Raw genomic sequence first — 16,715 nt, forward strand, 5'->3', positions numbered from 1 at the left:
AACCTCATTTCAGGAGGTTGGTGAGGAATGGACCAGGAGACTGGGGCCGCCCGACCGCCGTCACCAGCGGCTCGACGGCGGGCTTGGTCGGCACGCGGAAGTCGACGCCGTCGTCGATGTCGAACGGACCGCACCCGTTCAGCCGTACGACGACCTCCTGGGCACCGCGATCACTTCGCACCCGCAGGACGAAGACCTCGGGGTCGCCGGTGAGGCAGAGTGCCCCCTTGACGGTCGCGGGCCGATCCGGGTGCGAGGTCGTGAACGCGCCGCTCTCCGGGGCGGCCCGCAGGGCTGCGCCGACGTCGCGGGCCTGGTCGCCGCTCAGCGACGCGCTCGCGAGCAGCGGCGGGATCCGCGAGGACGCGGCGGACTTGTAGGCGCAGATCTGGATCGACTCGGCGGTCCCGACCGAGGCCAGGCCCTTGCCGGTCGGCCGGTACGACGGCTGAGTCGCGACAGCGTGCGCCGGAGCGCAGCCGTTGCTGTCGACCCCGTCGATCGTCCGGGCCGAGTCGAGCACCCGCGTGCGGACGGCAGCATCGGCTCCGAACACCTCGACCTGCAACGCCCCGACCGCCCGGACCTCCCTGGTCCAGCCGGCGTCGTACTGCTTCACACCAGGTGTCTCGTTGAAGGTGAAGAGCAGGTACGGCACCCGGTCGGCGAGAGCGGAGACCTCTGATCCGCATCCCATCGCGATCGTCGGGAGCGCACTCGGCCGCCCGACCCAACCGTCCCACGCCGGTCGCTTGCTCGCGCAGGTCGTCAGGCGTCCGGCACTGATCTCCGTCCACTGATCCGGGACCTGGACCTCGACGTTCGCGTACGACTCCCAGTGCCAGCCTGGTGGGGGCTGGGCGATCGACGCTGTCGGGCCGGGGGCGGCGGTCGGGTGGACCAGCGAGCGGATTCCCACGCCGGCCACAGCAACCGCAGCACAAGCCAGTACGGCGACGCCCGCCGACCGCGCCCGGCGGCGACGCCGCAGGCGCCGGTGGACCGTGCCGAGCAGCGTCGCGTCGGACGGCGCCGAGGCGGCGTGCGACTCGAGGCTTTCGGTGACCAGGGTCTCGGCCGGATCGTTCATCGGGGCAGCCTTTCCATGACCATCGGCCTCTGTCGCGGCGAGTAGAGCGCGTGGACCAGGGGTAGCAGCGCGTCCCGGGTCAGCTGCCGAGCGGTGGTGCCGTCGTCGATGCCGTTGTGGTTGCAGGTGTTGTAGCGGACCACCACCTCCTGCTCACCGGCGCTGCCAAGCACGGTCATCAGCAAGTCGTCGCGGAACCGCGTTTCGCAGTTGTACGGGTCGTTCGGGCCGCTCCCGGCCGGTGCGGTCCGGAGAGCGCCGACGAGCTGGCGGGCCTCCTGACCTGAGATCGCTGCACCAGCGAGCAACTCGGCCTCCTGTGGCAGACCGTCGATGCCGTAGCCGCAGATCCGCACCGCGTGGACCTCGCCGATCCCGTCCAGGCCGGGCCCGGTCGGCCGCCGGCCGTCACCCACCACCGGAGGTGGGGTCGGCGAGCACCCGTAAGCGTCCTTGACGTCGATCGGCACCGCCGAGTCGAGAATCCGCCGCAGCAGCTCGGGATCGTTGCCGAAGGCACTCAAATGCACACCGTCGACGACCCGGATCTCCTCCAGCCAGCCGTGATCGTGGCGGTACACCCCCGGCGGCCGGCCCCCCTGGCCGAACCAGAGGTGCGGCATCCGGTCGGCCAGTTCCGGAACGGGCCCACAGTCCTGCATCGTCACGGCGCCGCGCACGGGTCGCCCGACCTGCGCGGTCTTGGGGACGCCGGACGACGGCTGCCCGTAGGTGATCGGCTCGCAGGTCCACAGGTGGCTGTAGAAAGTGTCCGTCCAGCTGTCCGGGACCTGCACCTGCACGGTGTCGTAGGACTCCCAGTGCCAGCCGTCGTCGGCCGACCTGAACACCGCTTCGTCAGTAGGGAGGGACGCGGGGATCGAGGACGGCGCAGCCGCGGGAACAGGCCCGTCGCGAAGCACCCCCACACCGGTCACCGACGCGGCAACCGCCGTACAAGCCAGTACGCCGGTCCCGGCAGCGCGGACGCGGTGACGCCGGCGCATGCGGTAGCGGACGTCGGCGAGCAGGGTGTCGCCGCTAGGGGCGAGGTCCGCGTACGCCGTCAGCGCGCGGGTGATCAGGTCGCAGGGTTCAGTCGAGGCGTTCACAGCTGCTCGACCTCCTTCAGCGTTGCGCGCAGCGAGGACAGTGCGCGGTGGATCTGGGATCGGACCGTGGCCGCCGTGCAGCCGAGGATCTCGGCGATGTCGGCGTCCGGGAGGCCTTCGTAGTACCGCAGTACGACGGCCGCGCGCTGCCGCGTCGGCAAGGACGCGCACAGCCGCCAGACCGCGTCGGCATCGGCGTACGACGCCGCGTGGTCGTCACCGACATCACCCGCCAGAGCCGAGGGGTCGTCGACCGGCGTCTCACGCCGGAAGAACCGCCGCCAGCGCGAGATGTCGGCGTTGACGATGCACCGCCGGACGTAGGCGTCGGGATCAGCGCCGATCCGCGACCAGCGTGGGTACGCCGCGATCAGCGCGTCCTGTACCGCCTCCTCGGCCCGCCCGCGGTCCCGGGTGATCAGGTACGCGAAGCGCAGCAGCCCGGCACCCCGGTGCGACACCCAGGCGTCGAAGTCCGGTGGATCGTCTGTCATCTGGTCCCCTCCCACGTTCTAACCACGCCGGGAGAGGGCCAGACGTTGCACCCCGAGCTACTCGGAATCAGGTGGCGCGGTCGGCAGCGCCAGCTTCTCGTCGGGCTTGGCGGCCAGGACGTTGGCGACGTACGAGCGGGCGGCCTCCATCGTGTCGACCTCGTGGCCGGCCTGCTCGGACAGGAACCAGCGGTGCTCGAGCACCTCGTGGAAGACCTCGGCGGGCTCCAGCTTGCGCTTCAGGTCGCGCGGGACCGAGCGGACGACGGGCTCGAACACGTCGGTCAGCCACTCGTGGGCGACGATCTCCTCGTCCTCGTTCTGCTGGTCGGTCGAGGCGGCGTACGAGTCGAGGTCGTTGAGCAGGCGGCGGGCCTGGTTCTCCTCGACGTCGAGACCGGTCAGCCGCAGCAGCCGCCGCGAGTGGTGGCCGGCGTCGACGACCTTCGGCTGGATCCGGACCTGGCTGCCGTCCCAGTCGGTGATGATGTCGATCTCGGCGACGTCGAAGCCGAGCTCGTTCAGCCGCCGGATCCGGGAGTCCAGCCGGTGCATCTCGTCGGTCGCGAACTCCTCCGGCGCGGTCAGCTCGGCCCACAGGGCGTCGTACCGGTCGTTGATCGACTGGACCGTCTCCTGCGGGTCGATGGCCTCGTCGAGCAGACCGCCCGCCTGCAGGTCGAGAAACTCGCCGAACAGGTTGATCTCGGCGGTGTAGAGGTCGTGCGCGCGCTGCCCGTCGGAGATGTCCTGGTGCAGCTCGCCGGTCTCGGCGTCGACCAGGTACGCCGCGAAGGCGCCGGCGTCGCGGCGGAACAGCGTGTTCGACAGCGAGCAGTCGCCCCAGAAGAAGCCGAGCAGGTGCAGCCGGACGATCAGCGCGACCAGGGCGTCGATCAGCCGGTTCACGGTGTCCGGCCGGAGCGTGCTGGAGAACAGGGCCCGGTACGGCAGGGAGAACTGCAGGTGCCGGGTGACCAGGATCGAGTCGAGCGGTTCGCCGTTCTTGTCCAGCCGGTCGGTGATCACGCCGACCGGTTCGACCGAGGGGGAGTCCAGCCGCTCGAGGTCGCGCAGCAGGCGGTACTCGTGCATGGCGAGGTGCTCCATCACCTCCTTGATCGCGTAGACGCTCCCGTTCACGCGGACGAACCGGACCACGTGCCGGGAGATACCGCGGGGGAGCGCGACCAGCTGGTCCTCGGGCCAGTCCTCCAGCGGGACGTCCCAGGGCAGTGAGAGCAGACCGGTGTCCGGGCGGGTGGCGACGAAACGAGGCACGTCCCCCAGTGTGTCAGTTTCCTGCGGCGGAAGCGGGTGACCGGGGCAGGCCCGAGACGAAGATCTGCCACAACTCGAACGCAAGCGAACGCAAATACTTGCGGAATATGGCGTAGAGTTTGCGTCATGACTCGACGACTTGCTGAGGTGGCGAAGAAGGTCGGCGTCAGTGAGGCGACCGTGAGCCGGGTGCTGAACGGCAAGCCTGGTGTCTCCGAGGCGACCCGGGAAGCGGTGCTCACCGCGCTCGACGTGCTCGGGTACGAGCGGCCGACCCAGCTGCGCGGCGACCGCGCACGACTTGTCGGCCTGGTGCTGCCGGAGTTGCAGAACCCGATCTTCCCGGCCTTCGCCGAGGTGGTCGGCGGCGCGCTGGCGCAGCAAGGTTTCACCTCCTTGCTCTGCACCCGGACGGTCGGCGGCGTGTCCGAGGCGGACTACGTCGACCTGCTGCTCCAGCAGCAGGTGTCGGGCGTTGTCTTCGCCGGCGGTTTCTACGCCCAGGCCGACGCGCCGCACGCCCACTACGAGCTGATCCAGGAGCGCAAGCTGCCGACCGTGCTGGTCAACGCGGCCGTCGACCACCTGGGCTTCCCGCAGGTCTCGTCCGACGACTTCGTCGCCGCGGAGATGGCGATCGGGCACCTGCGCGCGCTCGGCCACCAGAAGATCGGGCTGGTTCTGGGCCCGCGCGACCACATCCCGTCGCGGCGCAAGCTGGAGGCGTTCATGGGGTCGCCCGAGGCGGACCCGGCGCTGGTCGAGCACACGATGTTCTCGCTCGAGGGCGGCCACGCGGCCGCGACCCGGCTGGTCAAGCACGGCGTCACCGGCATCGTCTGCGCCAGCGACATCCTCGCCCTCGGCGCGATCCGCGCGGTCCGCCGGGCCGGCCTCCAGGTGCCCGACGACGTCTCGGTGATCGGGTACGACGATTCGGCGATGATGAACTGCACCGACCCGCCGCTGACCACGGTCCGGCAGCCGATCGACGCGATGGGCCGGGCTGCCGTCGACATGCTGGTCGCGCTGATCGAGCGCGCCGCCGTACCGGCCGACGAGCTGCTGTTCGAGCCCGAGCTCGTGGTCCGTGCGTCGACCGCCCGGCTGAAGACCGACGCCGTCACCGTCTGACAACGAAAGTCACCCCGAAACACACCGAGTAACAACGCGACCACCGAGGGTGGAACAGGCCACGGCCTGTTCCACCCTTTTGCTGTACCCGCAAGTTCCGCAACAAAGTCTCGTTTTTGCAACTAGTGATCGAAGTATTGCGCACATCCGGTCGGGTTGCCTACGGTACGGACCACATCAAGGGGCGGGACTCGCCCTCGGCCGTACCGAGGAAGGGCAGATCGATGAGGACAACGAGCCACCGCAGGGCACTTGGCCTGTTGCTCGTCGCGGGACTGGGGCTGACCGCCGCGTCCTGCGGATCGGGGGACGACGAACCGGCCGCGCAGGGCTCCGGCGGCGCCGACCAGAAGGTGACGATCACCGTCGGCTGCCAGCCGCCGAAGAGCAACCCGAAGGAGCGGGCCGGCTGGGACGAGGACGTCGCGGCGTTCCAGACCGCGCACCCGAACATCACGATCCAGAGCAAGGACGCCTTTCCCTGCATCAACCCCGACACCTTCCAGGCGAAGCTGGCCGGCGGCACCCAGGAGGACGTCTTCTACGTCTACTACACCGACGTCCAGAAGATCATCAAGGCCAAGCAGGCCGCCGACATCAGCGAGTACGTCGGCAGCGTGAAGGCGCTCAACGACGTCCGCCCGGACGTCAAGGGCGTCTTCAACGACGGCGACAAGACGTACGGCGTCCCGCGCAACAACTACAACATGGGCCTGGTCTACAACCGCAAGCTCTTCACCCAGGCCGGGCTGAACCCCGACGCCCCGCCGAAGACCTGGGCCGAGGTGCAGGAGGCGGCCAAGAAGATCGCCGGGCTCGGCGCCGGCTACACCGGCTTCGGTGAGTACTCCGCCGGCAACACCGGCGGCTGGCACTTCGCGGCGTCGCTGTACGCCCGCGGCGGCTCGATGGTCAGCGAGGACGGCAAGTCCGCGGCGTTCAACAGCGCCGAGGGCAAGGCCGTGCTGGAGAACCTCAAGCAGATGCGCTGGAACGACAACTCCATGGGCAGCAAGCAACTGCTGCAGTGGGAGGACCTGATGCGCATGATGGGCTCCGGCAAGCTCGGCATGATGATCGGCGCGCCGGACGTCGTGCAGTCGGTGAACAACGACTTCCAGGGCAAGTTCGAGGACTACGGCGTGACCGCCGTACCGGAGTCCGAGGGCAAGGCGTCGCTGTCCGGTGGCGACGGCTACATGTTCAACCCGAAGGCGTCGCCGGAGAAGATCAAGGCCGGTCTGGCCTGGCTCGAGTTCCACGAACTCACTCCTGGTAAGGGCCAGTTCAACTACGAGCGCGCCAAGACCCAGGGCCGCCCGGTCGGTCTGCCGATCCCGGACCTGTACGGCGACACCGCCCCGGGCAAGGAGATCGTGGCCCTGCGCAAGCAGTTCGCCACCGTGCCGGTCGACCACTTCACGCCGTACGTGTCGGTGCAGGCGAGCATCACCAACAAGCTCGAGCCGCCGAAGGCGCAGGAGCTGTACGCCGTGCTCGACGTGGCCATGTCCGCGGTGCTGACCCGCAAGGACGCCGACATCGACAAGCTGCTCTCGGACGCCGAGGGCAAGGCGAACAAGATCCTCGCCAAGAACACCTGATGGCCACAGTCACCGCCAAACCGCTGGTGCGCCGCTCCCCGAACCAGGGGGCGGCGCGCCGCGCGGTCGGCAGGAACCTCACGGCGTACGGGTTCCTGTGCGGGGCGCTGATCTGTTTCGCCTTCTTCTCCTGGTACCCGATGATCCGGGAGATCGTGCTGAGCTTTCAGCAGACCAACTTCGTCGACCCGCCGCAGTGGGTCGGCCTGGAGAACTTCCGGACCGTGTTCGCCGACCCGGCGTTCCGGTCCGCCTGGCTGAACACCGCGGCGTTCAGCGGCCTGGCCCTGGTGGTCGGGTACGTCATCCCGTTCGTGCTGGCCGTCGTACTGAACGAACTGCGGCACGCCAAGGCGTACCTGCGGTTCGTCGTCTACCTGCCGGTGATGCTGCCCCCGGCGGTCGGGGTGCTGCTGTTCAAGTGGTTCTACGACCCGGGCTCGGGCCTGTTCAACCAGATCCTCGACGTCTTCCACCTCCCGCCGCTGGCCTGGCTCGACTCGACCAGTACGGCGCTGATCTCGCTGGTGATCGTCTCGACCTGGATGAACCTCGGCACCGGCACGCTGATCTACCTGGCCGCGCTGCAGTCCATCCCCGGCGACCTGTACGAGTCCGCCGAGCTGGACGGCGCCGGCCTGTTCCGCCGGGTCTGGCACGTGACCGTGCCGCAGACCAAGCTGATCCTGCTGGTGATGCTGCTGCTCCAGATCGTCGCGACCATGCAGGTCTTCATCGAGCCGTACCTGCTGACCGGCGGCGGCCCGGAGAACGCGACCGTCACGGTCGCCTACCTGATGTACCAGTACGCCTTCAACTTCGGCGACTTCGGTGGCGGTGGTGCGCTCGGCCTGATGCTGATGGTCGTGCTGCTCGTCTTCTCCGCGTTCTACCTGCGCGTCTCGCGCGACAACGAAGGTGGCCGATGACAACCACACTGCAACCCCAACCGGTGCTCCCGGCAACAGATCCCGAGCCGCCGGCAGTGCGCGTGCAGAAGAAGCGCAAGGGCACGGCGTACGAGACCCGCACCCTGGTCTCCCCGCTGTCGCTGCGGACCTGGCACGGCAAGCTGATCTACTGGACCGTCCTGGTCGTCGTGGTGGTCGGCTTCACGATCGCCTTCGTCTTCCCGCTGTACTGGATGGTGACCGGCGCGCTGAAGTCGCCGGACGAGCTGGCGCAGATCCCGCCGAGCTTCTTCCCCAAGGACTACGACTTCGGCGTCTACAAGGAAGCCTGGGACCAGCTCCAGCTCGGCGTCTTCCTGCGCAACACCGCCCTGTATGCCGGGGGCGCGTGGCTGTTCACGCTGCTGGTCGACGTGACCGCGGCGTACGCGCTGTCCAAGCTGCGGCCGTTCTTCGGCAAGCTGATCCTCGGCCTGATGCTGGCGACGCTGATGATCCCGCCGATGGTGCTGCTGCTGCCGACGTACCTGGTCGCCAAGGACGTGCCGCTGTTCCACTTCAACCTGCTCAACACCCCGTGGGCGATCTGGTTGCCCGCGGCAGCGAACGGGTTCTTCATCTTCCTGCTCAAGCGGTTCTTCGACTCGATCCCGCGCGAGCTGCTGGAGGCGGCCGAGATCGACGGCGCGTCCCCGGTCCGGATCCTGTGGTCGATCGTGCTGCCGGTGTCCCGGCCGATCCTCGGCGTGGTGTCGATCCTGTCGGTCGTCACGGTCTGGAAGGACTTCGTCTGGCCGCTGCTGGTGCTGCCGGAGACCGACAAGATGTCGATCAGCGTCGGCATCGCGTCGCTGTCCGCGCAGATGCCGCAGAACGTGCTGATCGCGGCACTGGTGATCGCGTCGCTGCCGACGATCCTGGTCTTCTTCGTGTTCCAGCGCAGCATCATGGCGGGTCTCACCGCCGGCAGCCTCAAGGGCTGATCCCCCCCAACCAAACCTAAGGAGAAGCATGTCGGAAACATGGTGGCGCGGGGCCGCGATCTACCAGGTGTACCTGCGGAGCTTTGCCGACGGCAACGGTGACGGGATCGGCGACCTGGCCGGCCTGCGCGCGAAGCTGCCCTACCTGGCCGACCTCGGCGTCGACGCGATCTGGCTGAACCCGTGGTACCCGTCCCCGATGGCCGACGGCGGGTACGACGTCGCCGACTACCGCGCGATCGAGCCCAGCTTCGGCACCCTGGCCGAGGCCGAGGCGTACATCGAGGAGGCCCACGCGCTCGGCATCAGAACCATCATCGACATCGTGCCGAACCACGGCTCGGACCAGCAGGACTGGTTCGTCCAGGCACTGGCGGCCGGTCCCGGGTCTCCAGAGCGTGAGCGGTTCCTGTTCCGCGCCGGGCGCGACGGCGGGCTGCCGCCGAACGACTGGCAGTCGATCTTCGCCGGCCCGGCGTGGACGCAGGTGCCGGACGGGGAGTGGTACCTGCACCTGTTCGCGCCCGAGCAGCCGGACTTCAACTGGCGCAACCCCGAGGTGGTCGAGGAGTTCCACGACATCCTCCGGTTCTGGCTCGACCGCGGCGTCGACGGCATCCGGATCGACAGCGCCGCCGTCCTGTTCAAGGACCTGGACAGAGTCGAGGAGTCCTACACCGACCACGACGAGGTGCACGAGGTGTACCGCGGCTGGCGGGCGATCACGGACGCGTACGAGGGTCGCTTCCTGGTCGGCGAGATGTGGATGCCGGACCAGGAGCGGTTCGCGCTCTACCTGCGCCAGGACGAGATGCAGACCGCGTTCAACTTCGACTTCCTGTCCCGCCCGTGGGACGCCGACGAGCTCCGGGCCTCGATCGACCTGACCCTGACCACGCACGTCCCGATCGGCGCACCGCCGACCTGGGTGCTCTCGAACCACGACGTCACCCGCCCGGTCACGAAGTACGGCCGCCCGGACACGTCGTTCTCGCACCAGGACCGCAAGCACGGCATGCCGACCGATCTCGTCCTCGGCGAACGCCGAGCCCGCGCCGCCGCCCTCCTGGCGATGGCGTTGCCCGGCGGCCTGTACGTCTACCAAGGCGAGGAGCTCGGCCTCCCCGAGGTCGAGGACCTCCCCGACGCGCTCCTGCAGGACCCGATCTTCGCCCGCTCCAACGGCACCGACCGAGGCCGCGACGGCTGCCGCGTCCCGATCCCGTGGTCCGGCAAGGAACCCCCGTTCGGTTTCGGCACCGGTACGCCGTGGCTGCCGCAGCCGGCCGACTGGAAGAACCTCACGGTCGAGTCCCAGCAAGCCGACCAGAACTCCATGCTCGCCCTCTACCGAGACGGCCTGAAGATCCGCCGTACCGAACTGGGCGACGGCGTACTGACCTGGCTCGACTCGGCCCCGGGCGTCCTCACCTTCACCCGCGACTCAGCCCTCACCTGCATCGTCAACCTCACCCCCGACGCCATCGACCTCCCCACCGGCGAGATCCTCCTGACCAGCTCCCCCCTGGAGGAAGGCCGTCTCCCGTCCGACACGACGGCCTGGATCCGCTGACAGTCGCGCCCGCGGAGGGCCACAGACCTCCGCGGGCGCGACTGTTCTTTTGTCAGTGGTACGCGTGCATCACCGCGTGGCCTCGGCCTCGGCCGATCAACCACCGATTCACCGGAACCGTGAGCACGAAGGCAATGGCCAGCGACGCGATCAAGCTGGCCCAGAACAGCACTGACGCCAGCCCCGCATCCATCGCGCCGGGCACCGCCAGGATGAAGCCGTTGTCCACGATCTCCATCGTCAGAATGCTGAGGGTGTCCGCGGCGAGCGCCACCTTCAGCGCCTGCTTGAAGGCGACGCCGGCGCTCAGGACCGGGCGGATCGTCAGCGAGTAGCCGAAGACGAACGCCAGGGCGATCGACAGGACGACCGTGGCCAGGTTGTGCAGGCCGAGCGCCGTACCGATCACCATGCCGAGGATCTCGCCGATCGCACAGCCGGTGAGGCAGTGGACGGTGGCGGAGATCGCCTGCTTGGTCAGCGCTTTGCCGCTGGGGGCAACGTGGTGGTGAGACATGTCAGTTCTCCGTGGTGAAGCGTCGGAGGCGGAGGCTGTTGGTGACGACGAAGACCGAGCTGAACGCCATCGCCGCGCCGGCGAGCATCGGGTTCAGCAGGCCGGCCGCGGCCAGCGGGATCGCCGCGACGTTGTAGGCGAAGGCCCAGAACAGGTTGCCCTTGATCGTGCCGAGCGTCCGTCGTGCGAGCCGGATCGCGTCCGCCGCCGAGCGCAGGTCACCGCGGACGAGCGTCAGATCGCTCGCCTCGATCGCCACGTCCGTACCGGTCCCCATGCTCAGTCCGAGGTCGGCCTGGGCCAGCGCCGCCGCGTCGTTCACGCCGTCGCCGACCATCGCCACGACCCGGCCCTCGCTCTGCAGCCGCTTGACCGCGTCGACCTTGTCGGCCGGCAGCACCTCGGCGATCACCTCGTCGATCCCGACCTCGGCGGCGACCTTGCGGGCGACCGCCTCGTTGTCGCCGGTCAGCAGCACCGGCTTCAGCCCGAGCGCCCGCAGCTGCTTGATCGCCTCCGCCGAGCTCGGCTTCACCGTGTCCGCGACCACCAGTACGGCGCGCGCCTTGCCGTCCCAACCGACCGCGACCGCCGTACTGCCCTCGGCCTCGGCGTGCTCCTTGGCGTGCGCGAGATCCGCCGGCAGGTACTGGCTCCACTCCTCCAGCAACCGCGTCCGACCAACCAGTACGGCGTGGCCGTCCACGATCCCTTGCACACCAAGGCCCTCGACGTTCCCGAAGTCCTCGACGGACGGCAGCTTGCCCAGCTCGTCAAAGGCGCCCCGGGCAACAGCCTGCGCGATCGGGTGCTCGCTCGAGTGCTCGAGCGCCCCCGCCAACCGCAGTACGTCGGCCCGCTGCTCACCCTCGGCCAGCAGTACGTCGACCAGATCCATCCGCCCGGTCGTGACCGTCCCGGTCTTGTCCAGTACGACGGTGTCGATGCGCTGCGTCGACTCCAGCACCTCCGGGCCCTTGATCAGGATCCCGAGCTGCGCGCCCCGGCCGGTCCCGACCATCAACGCGGTCGGCGTGGCCAGCCCGAGCGCACACGGGCAGGCGATGATCAGTACGGCGACCGCAGCTGTGAACGCGACCTCGACCGCCGACCCGTTCCCGAGCCAGAACCCGAGCGTCAGCAGCGCCAGCCCGATCACGATCGGCACGAAGATCCCCGAGATCCGGTCGGCCAGCCGCTGCACGGCCGCCTTGCCGTTCTGCGCGTCCTCGACCAGCCGCGCCATCTGCGCCAGCTGAGTGTCCGAGCCGACCCGAGTCGCCCGTACGACGAGCCGCCCGCCGGCGTTCACGGTGGCGCCGACGACCGCGTCGCCCTCACCGACCTCGACCGGGACCGACTCGCCGGTCAGCATCGATGCGTCGACCGCGCTGCTCCCGGTGACGATCACGCCGTCGGTCGCGACCTTCTCACCAGGCCGTACGACGAACTCGTCGCCGACGGCCAGTTGGTCGGCCGGGATCCGCTGCTCGACACCGTCCCGCAGTACGGCGACGTCCTTCGCGCCGAGCTCCATCAGCGCCTTCAACGCGGCACCCGAACGGCGCTTGGCGCGGGCCTCGAAGTACCGCCCGGCGAGGATGAACGTCGTCACGCCGGCCGCGACCTCGAGGTAGATCTCCTCGGTGCCGCCACCGCGCGACGGGATCAGCGTGAACGGCATCTTCATCCCGGGCTCGCCGGCCCCACCGAGGAACAGCGCGTACAGCGACCAGAAGAACGAGCTCAGCACGCCCAGGGAGATCAGCGTGTCCATCGTCGCGGCGCCGTGCTTCAGGTTCGTCCAGGCGGCCTTGTGGAACGGCCAGGCCGCCCACGTCACCACCGGCGCCGCCAGCGTCAGCGACGCCCACTGCCAGAAGTCGAACTGCAGCGCCGGAATCATGCCCAGGGCAATCACCGGTACGGCGAGCGCGATGCTCGCCCAGAGCCTTTCCCTGAGCGGCTTCAGCTCGTCGGTCTCTTCTGCTGTGGCCTCCTCACCCGCGGGTGCGGGCAGGGCGGCGGTGTAGCCGGTGGCCTCGACGGTGGCGACCAGGTCGTCGGTGCTGACGCCGTCGGCGTACGTCACCTTGGCCTTCTCGGTGGAGTAGTTCACCGTCGCGGTGACGCCGTCCATCCGGTTCAGCTTCTTCTCGACCCGGGCGGCGCAGGAGGCGCACGTCATGCCACCGATGATGAGCTCGACGGACTGCCCGGTTTCTGGGGTTGTCATGGAGTGCCTCCTCTCAGTGGCCGTGCGGAGTGGCGTCGTGCCCGGGGGTCGTGCTGCTGCTCGGCAGCGCGGTCGGCGGGACGATCGTGGTGCCGTCGGCGTCCACCGTCACGGTGAACTCGGCGGTGTGGACCGCGCCGGCGTGCTGGAAGTCCAGGAACAGCGAGTACGTGCCGGCGGTCGGGAAGGTGGTGCCGAAGGTGATCTGCGGCCCGCCCTTCATGCCCGGCTCGGCGTGCTCCGACGGGTGGTTGTGCAGGTAGGCGAGGTCGCCGCTGCGCAGCGACACCAGGTGACCGAAGGCGCCGAGGTACGGCTGCAGATCGGTGACCGGCTTGCCGTTCTTGCTGACGGCGAAGGTCAGCTCGGACTCCTTGCCCGCCTGGGTTTTCCCGGCCAGCGTCACGTCGTACCCGTGGATGGTGAAGACGCTCGCCGGCTTGCTCAGCGGGACCGGGATGTAGAGGCCGGACACGTTCACGTCCGTGCCGAGCGTGAGGGTCTGGTCGTGCCCGGCCGGCTGGAAGTCGGCGTACAGGCGCCAGGTGCCGCCGGCGGTGAAGCTGAACGGGATCGACCAGTTGCCTGCGGCATCCATTGTCGGGTGCACGTGGTGGAAGCCGGACAGATCACGCCGTACGACGATCAGGTGCAGGTCCTTCTCGTGCGTCTTCGTGTACTGCGTGACCGGCTTGCCGTCCGGACCCGTGATCGTGAAGCGCAACGGGGACTTCTGGCCCGGCTGGAAGAACGTGGCCGACGGGACCAGCGTGTAACCGGCCTGGGACACCGCGAGCCCGGGCGGCTGGGCGCTCGCGTCGCCGTGTCCCTCACCGTGACCGCCGGCCGGTTCCTCGGCCATGCCGTCCATGCCCGGGGAACCGGCCTTGTCCTGCGTCGGTTCGGCTGCCGCGATCGGGTCGACCGCGGAGCCGATCGCGAAAGCACCGGCGAAGGCCAGCACGAGCACGCCGGCGAACGCGCCGAGCCGGAGCGCGACAGCCCGGCTCATGCCGTCGCGCCCGTCAGCTCGTAGCCCGCCTCGTCGACGGCCTCGCGCACGGCGCTCTCGTCCAGCGCGGTCTCACTCGTCACCTGGACGGCGGACGTGCCGCCCGCGTTCAGGTCGATGGTGACGTTCTGCACGCCCGGGAGCTTGCTGAGCTCCTCGGTCACCGCGGAGGTGCAGTGCCCGCAGGTCATCCCGGAGACGGCGTACGTGGTGGTGGTCATCGTGGGAACTCCTCGTGTTGGTGGTGGTGGATCAGCTACGAACCAGGCGGGCGATCGCGTCGGAGGCCTCGCGGACCTTCTCCTCCGCCTCCGCGCCGCCGCGCTGGGCGGCCTCGACCACGCAGTGCGAGAGGTGCTCGTCGAGCAGCTCCAGTGAGAACGACTGGAGCGCCTTCGTCGCCGCCGAGACCTGGGTCAGGATGTCGATGCAGTACTTGTCCTCCTCGACCATCCGCTGCAGCCCGCGCACCTGTCCCTCGATCCGCCGCAGCCGCTTCAGGTGACTGGACTTCTCGCTGGTGTACCCGTGCACGTGCTCGGCGGGGGTTTCGGTCGGCTGGTCGGTCATCGTGGCCCTCTTTCCCTCACTGCTACCCCAGGGGGGTATGTCGACGCCTCGTAAGTTACCCCCTTGGGGTATCAGACGCAACCCCTGGACGATACCCCATGGGGGTAATTCGGCTCACTGCTCTCAGGCGGTGAACCAACCAAACTGGCAGTCTGTGCGTCTCATCGCGTTAGGGATGCGATCCATTGCGGGCTGTGAGCAACAGACCGTGCACGACGAGAAGGGGTGGCATGACGGACCTGGCGATCAGTACGCGGGGCCTGCGCAAGACGTACCGGACCCGGCGAGGCAAGCGGGTGGTCGCGGTCCAGGGGCTCGATCTGGACGTGCCGGTCGGCGGTGTGCACGGGTTCCTCGGGCCGAACGGCTCGGGCAAGACCACCTCGATCCGGATGCTGCTCGGGCTGATCCGGGCCGACGCCGGCGCGATGGCGCTGTTCGGCCGGCCGGTTCCCGAGCACCTGCCCGAGGTGGTGTCGCGGGTCGGTGCGATCGTCGAGTCGCCGAAGTTCTTCCCGGCCTTCACCGGCCGCAAGAACCTGGAGCTGCTCGCCGACGCGATCGGCGCACCGCGCAGCCGGGTCGGTGAGGTGCTCGAGGAGACCTCGCTCGGCGACCGCGGCAAGGACCGGTTCAAGACGTACTCGCTCGGCATGAAGCAGCGGCTGGCGATCGCCGCGACGCTGCTCAAGGAGCCGGACCTGCTGATCTTCGACGAGCCGACCAACGGGCTCGACCCGGCCGGTATCCGGGAGATCCGCGAGACGATGCGCGCGCTCGGCGAGCAGGGCCGCACGGTCCTGGTCAGCAGCCACATCCTGGCCGAGGTCGAGCAGGTCGCCGACACGGTCTCGATCATCGGCCACGGCCGGTTGCTCGCCTCGGGCTCGGTGGCCGAGGTGATCGGCAGCACCGGCAAGTCGACCGTGAAGCTCGCGATCGGCAACCAGGAGGCGGCGGCCGCCGTACTGACGCAGGGCGGTCTGACGGTCCGGGCCGAGGGCAACTACCTGTTCGTGGACGGCGCGGAGGACCCGGCCGACATCACCCGCCGGCTGGCCCAGCGCGAGCTGTACGTCGCCGAGCTGGTTCCGGTCCGGGCGGACCTGGAGTCGGTGTTCCTGGAGCTGACGGCCGACGAGGGGTTGGCCGCTGACGAGACGACCACGGGAGGCAAGCTGTGATCCGGCTGACGGGAGTCGAGCTGCGGCGGCTGGTCGCGCGCCGCCTGGTGATGCTCGGCGTGGTCGCGGTGCTCGGCGTCACGGTGCTGATGCTGGCCGCCACCTGGTGGAACTCGCGCCCGCTGTCGGCCGCGGAGCAGCAGAACGTGAAGGTCCAGTTCGAGCAGGCGCACGCCGACTGGGTGAAGAACCACGACAAGTACGACCAGGAGTGCCGCGACAACTACGCCTCCCAGCCCGACCCGAAGCCGTCGGTCGAGGAGATGTGCACCTACTCCGAGCCGAAGATCGAGGAGTGGGGCAAGCCGCAGACGGTCTTCACCGAGCTGATGCCGAGCCTGCTGCAGGGGTCGTCGTACCTGCTGGCCTTCGCCGCGTTCCTGATCGGCGCGAGCTTCATCGGGGCGGAGTTCAGCAGCGGCTCGATCGGGAACTGGCTGACCTTCGAGCCACGGCGGATGCGCGTCTACGGCAGCAAACTCGTCGCGGTCGCGCTCGGCATGGTGCCGGTCGCGGTGGTGACGCTGGCACTGTTGCTCGCCGGAACGTACCTGATCGTCTCCCAGATGGGCGTGACCACAGGCACCACCGGCAAGGTCTGGGGCAACCTGCTGGAGACGTCGGGCCGGACCGTGATTCTCGCGGGCGTGGCCGGCGCGCTCGGCGGCGTACTGGCGCTGCTGCTGCGGCACACGGCGGCGGCGATCGGCGTGATCATGGGGTACGCCGTACTGGTCGAGGGCATCTTCGGCAGCGTGCTCGTGTCGGCGCAGCCCTGGCTGGCCCGGCTGAACTTCGACGCCTGGGTGCTGCACGGCACGAAGTACTGGGTGAACAAGTGCACCACCGGCAACGACGGCTCGTACAACTGCGAGTCGATCGAGAAGACGCTCAGCTTCGAGCACGGCGCCTGGTACCTGGGTATCGGCGCGGTCGTGCTGATCGCGCTCGGCGCGCTGGTCTTCAACCGGCGCGACGTCACCTGACGTTACGTTTCGCCGTACGACGAACGCC

General features: G+C 69.0%; 16 protein-coding genes. 7 read left to right on the top strand and 9 right to left on the bottom strand.

What is annotated here, in order from left to right; genetic code table 11:
* Positions 1–4: 4 nt before the first annotated feature.
* From ACYVIO_RS12070 to ACYVIO_RS12085, 4 genes are read right to left on the bottom strand one after another with little or no spacing between them, the layout of a single operon-like run.
* Complete coding sequence (locus ACYVIO_RS12070) at positions 5–1,090, bottom strand: hypothetical protein (protein WP_460650784.1); 1,086 nt, start codon at positions 1,088–1,090, stop codon at positions 5–7.
* Positions 1,087–2,202, bottom strand: coding sequence for a hypothetical protein (locus tag ACYVIO_RS12075; protein ID WP_460650785.1), 1,116 nt, complete (start codon positions 2,200–2,202; stop codon positions 1,087–1,089). The genes ACYVIO_RS12070 and ACYVIO_RS12075 overlap by 4 nt, the downstream gene beginning before the upstream one ends.
* Positions 2,199–2,696: a SigE family RNA polymerase sigma factor gene (locus tag ACYVIO_RS12080; protein WP_460650786.1), complete on the bottom strand. Its 498-nt coding sequence runs from the start codon at positions 2,694–2,696 to the stop codon at positions 2,199–2,201. The genes ACYVIO_RS12075 and ACYVIO_RS12080 overlap by 4 nt, the downstream gene beginning before the upstream one ends.
* Positions 2,697–2,753: 57 nt before the next feature.
* The gene (locus ACYVIO_RS12085; RefSeq protein ID WP_460650787.1) at positions 2,754–3,977 is read right to left on the bottom strand and encodes a DUF4032 domain-containing protein; all 1,224 of its coding nucleotides are present in this window, start codon (positions 3,975–3,977) and stop codon (positions 2,754–2,756) included.
* 126 nt (positions 3,978–4,103) lie between these two features.
* On the opposite strand from ACYVIO_RS12085, the gene ACYVIO_RS12090 reads away from it, so the two are divergent.
* The 5 genes from ACYVIO_RS12090 to ACYVIO_RS12110 all read left to right on the top strand — a co-directional run bounded on the left by ACYVIO_RS12090 (position 4,104) and on the right by ACYVIO_RS12110 (position 10,182).
* Positions 4,104–5,111, top strand: a complete 1,008-nt coding sequence (locus tag ACYVIO_RS12090; protein WP_460650788.1) for a LacI family DNA-binding transcriptional regulator — start codon at positions 4,104–4,106, stop codon at positions 5,109–5,111.
* 224 nt (positions 5,112–5,335) lie between these two features.
* Positions 5,336–6,715, top strand: a complete 1,380-nt coding sequence (locus tag ACYVIO_RS12095; protein ID WP_460650789.1) for an ABC transporter substrate-binding protein — start codon at positions 5,336–5,338, stop codon at positions 6,713–6,715.
* Positions 6,715–7,644 carry a carbohydrate ABC transporter permease gene (locus ACYVIO_RS12100; protein WP_460650790.1) on the top strand — a complete coding sequence of 310 codons (930 nt, stop codon included), beginning with the start codon at positions 6,715–6,717 and terminating at the stop codon, positions 7,642–7,644. The genes ACYVIO_RS12095 and ACYVIO_RS12100 overlap by 1 nt, the downstream gene beginning before the upstream one ends.
* Complete coding sequence (locus ACYVIO_RS12105; RefSeq protein ID WP_460650791.1) at positions 7,641–8,609, top strand: carbohydrate ABC transporter permease; 969 nt, start codon at positions 7,641–7,643, stop codon at positions 8,607–8,609. The genes ACYVIO_RS12100 and ACYVIO_RS12105 overlap by 4 nt, the downstream gene beginning before the upstream one ends.
* Positions 8,610–8,637: 28 nt before the next feature.
* On the top strand, positions 8,638–10,182 hold the full coding sequence (locus ACYVIO_RS12110; protein WP_460650792.1) for a glycoside hydrolase family 13 protein: 1,545 nt from the start codon (positions 8,638–8,640) through the stop codon (positions 10,180–10,182).
* A 52-nt stretch (positions 10,183–10,234) separates the two neighbouring features.
* On the opposite strand, the gene ACYVIO_RS12115 is transcribed toward ACYVIO_RS12110, so the two are convergent.
* From ACYVIO_RS12115 to ACYVIO_RS12135, 5 genes are read right to left on the bottom strand one after another with little or no spacing between them, the layout of a single operon-like run.
* A complete protein-coding gene (locus tag ACYVIO_RS12115) occupies positions 10,235–10,699 on the bottom strand; it encodes a DUF4396 domain-containing protein (protein ID WP_460650793.1) in 465 nt (154 codons plus the stop codon).
* A gap of 1 nt (position 10,700) precedes the next feature.
* Positions 10,701–12,935, bottom strand: coding sequence for a heavy metal translocating P-type ATPase (locus tag ACYVIO_RS12120; RefSeq protein WP_460650794.1), 2,235 nt, complete (start codon positions 12,933–12,935; stop codon positions 10,701–10,703).
* A gap of 13 nt (positions 12,936–12,948) precedes the next feature.
* Complete coding sequence (locus tag ACYVIO_RS12125; protein ID WP_460650795.1) at positions 12,949–13,947, bottom strand: hypothetical protein; 999 nt, start codon at positions 13,945–13,947, stop codon at positions 12,949–12,951.
* Entirely contained in the window at positions 13,944–14,168 is a 225-nt protein-coding gene (locus tag ACYVIO_RS12130) for a heavy-metal-associated domain-containing protein (protein ID WP_460650796.1), read from the bottom strand. Before ACYVIO_RS12130 ends, ACYVIO_RS12125 begins: the two co-directional genes overlap by 4 nt.
* A 31-nt stretch (positions 14,169–14,199) precedes the next feature.
* Complete coding sequence (locus ACYVIO_RS12135) at positions 14,200–14,517, bottom strand: metal-sensitive transcriptional regulator (RefSeq protein ID WP_460650797.1); 318 nt, start codon at positions 14,515–14,517, stop codon at positions 14,200–14,202.
* A gap of 230 nt (positions 14,518–14,747) precedes the next feature.
* On the opposite strand from ACYVIO_RS12135, the gene ACYVIO_RS12140 reads away from it, so the two are divergent.
* A complete protein-coding gene (locus ACYVIO_RS12140) occupies positions 14,748–15,701 on the top strand; it encodes an ABC transporter ATP-binding protein (protein WP_460650798.1) in 954 nt (317 codons plus the stop codon).
* Positions 15,698–16,687, top strand: coding sequence for an ABC transporter permease subunit (locus tag ACYVIO_RS12145; RefSeq protein ID WP_460650799.1), 990 nt, complete (start codon positions 15,698–15,700; stop codon positions 16,685–16,687). The genes ACYVIO_RS12140 and ACYVIO_RS12145 overlap by 4 nt, the downstream gene beginning before the upstream one ends.
* Positions 16,688–16,715 lie beyond the last annotated feature (28 nt).

This window comes from Kribbella endophytica (genome assembly GCF_054781295.1).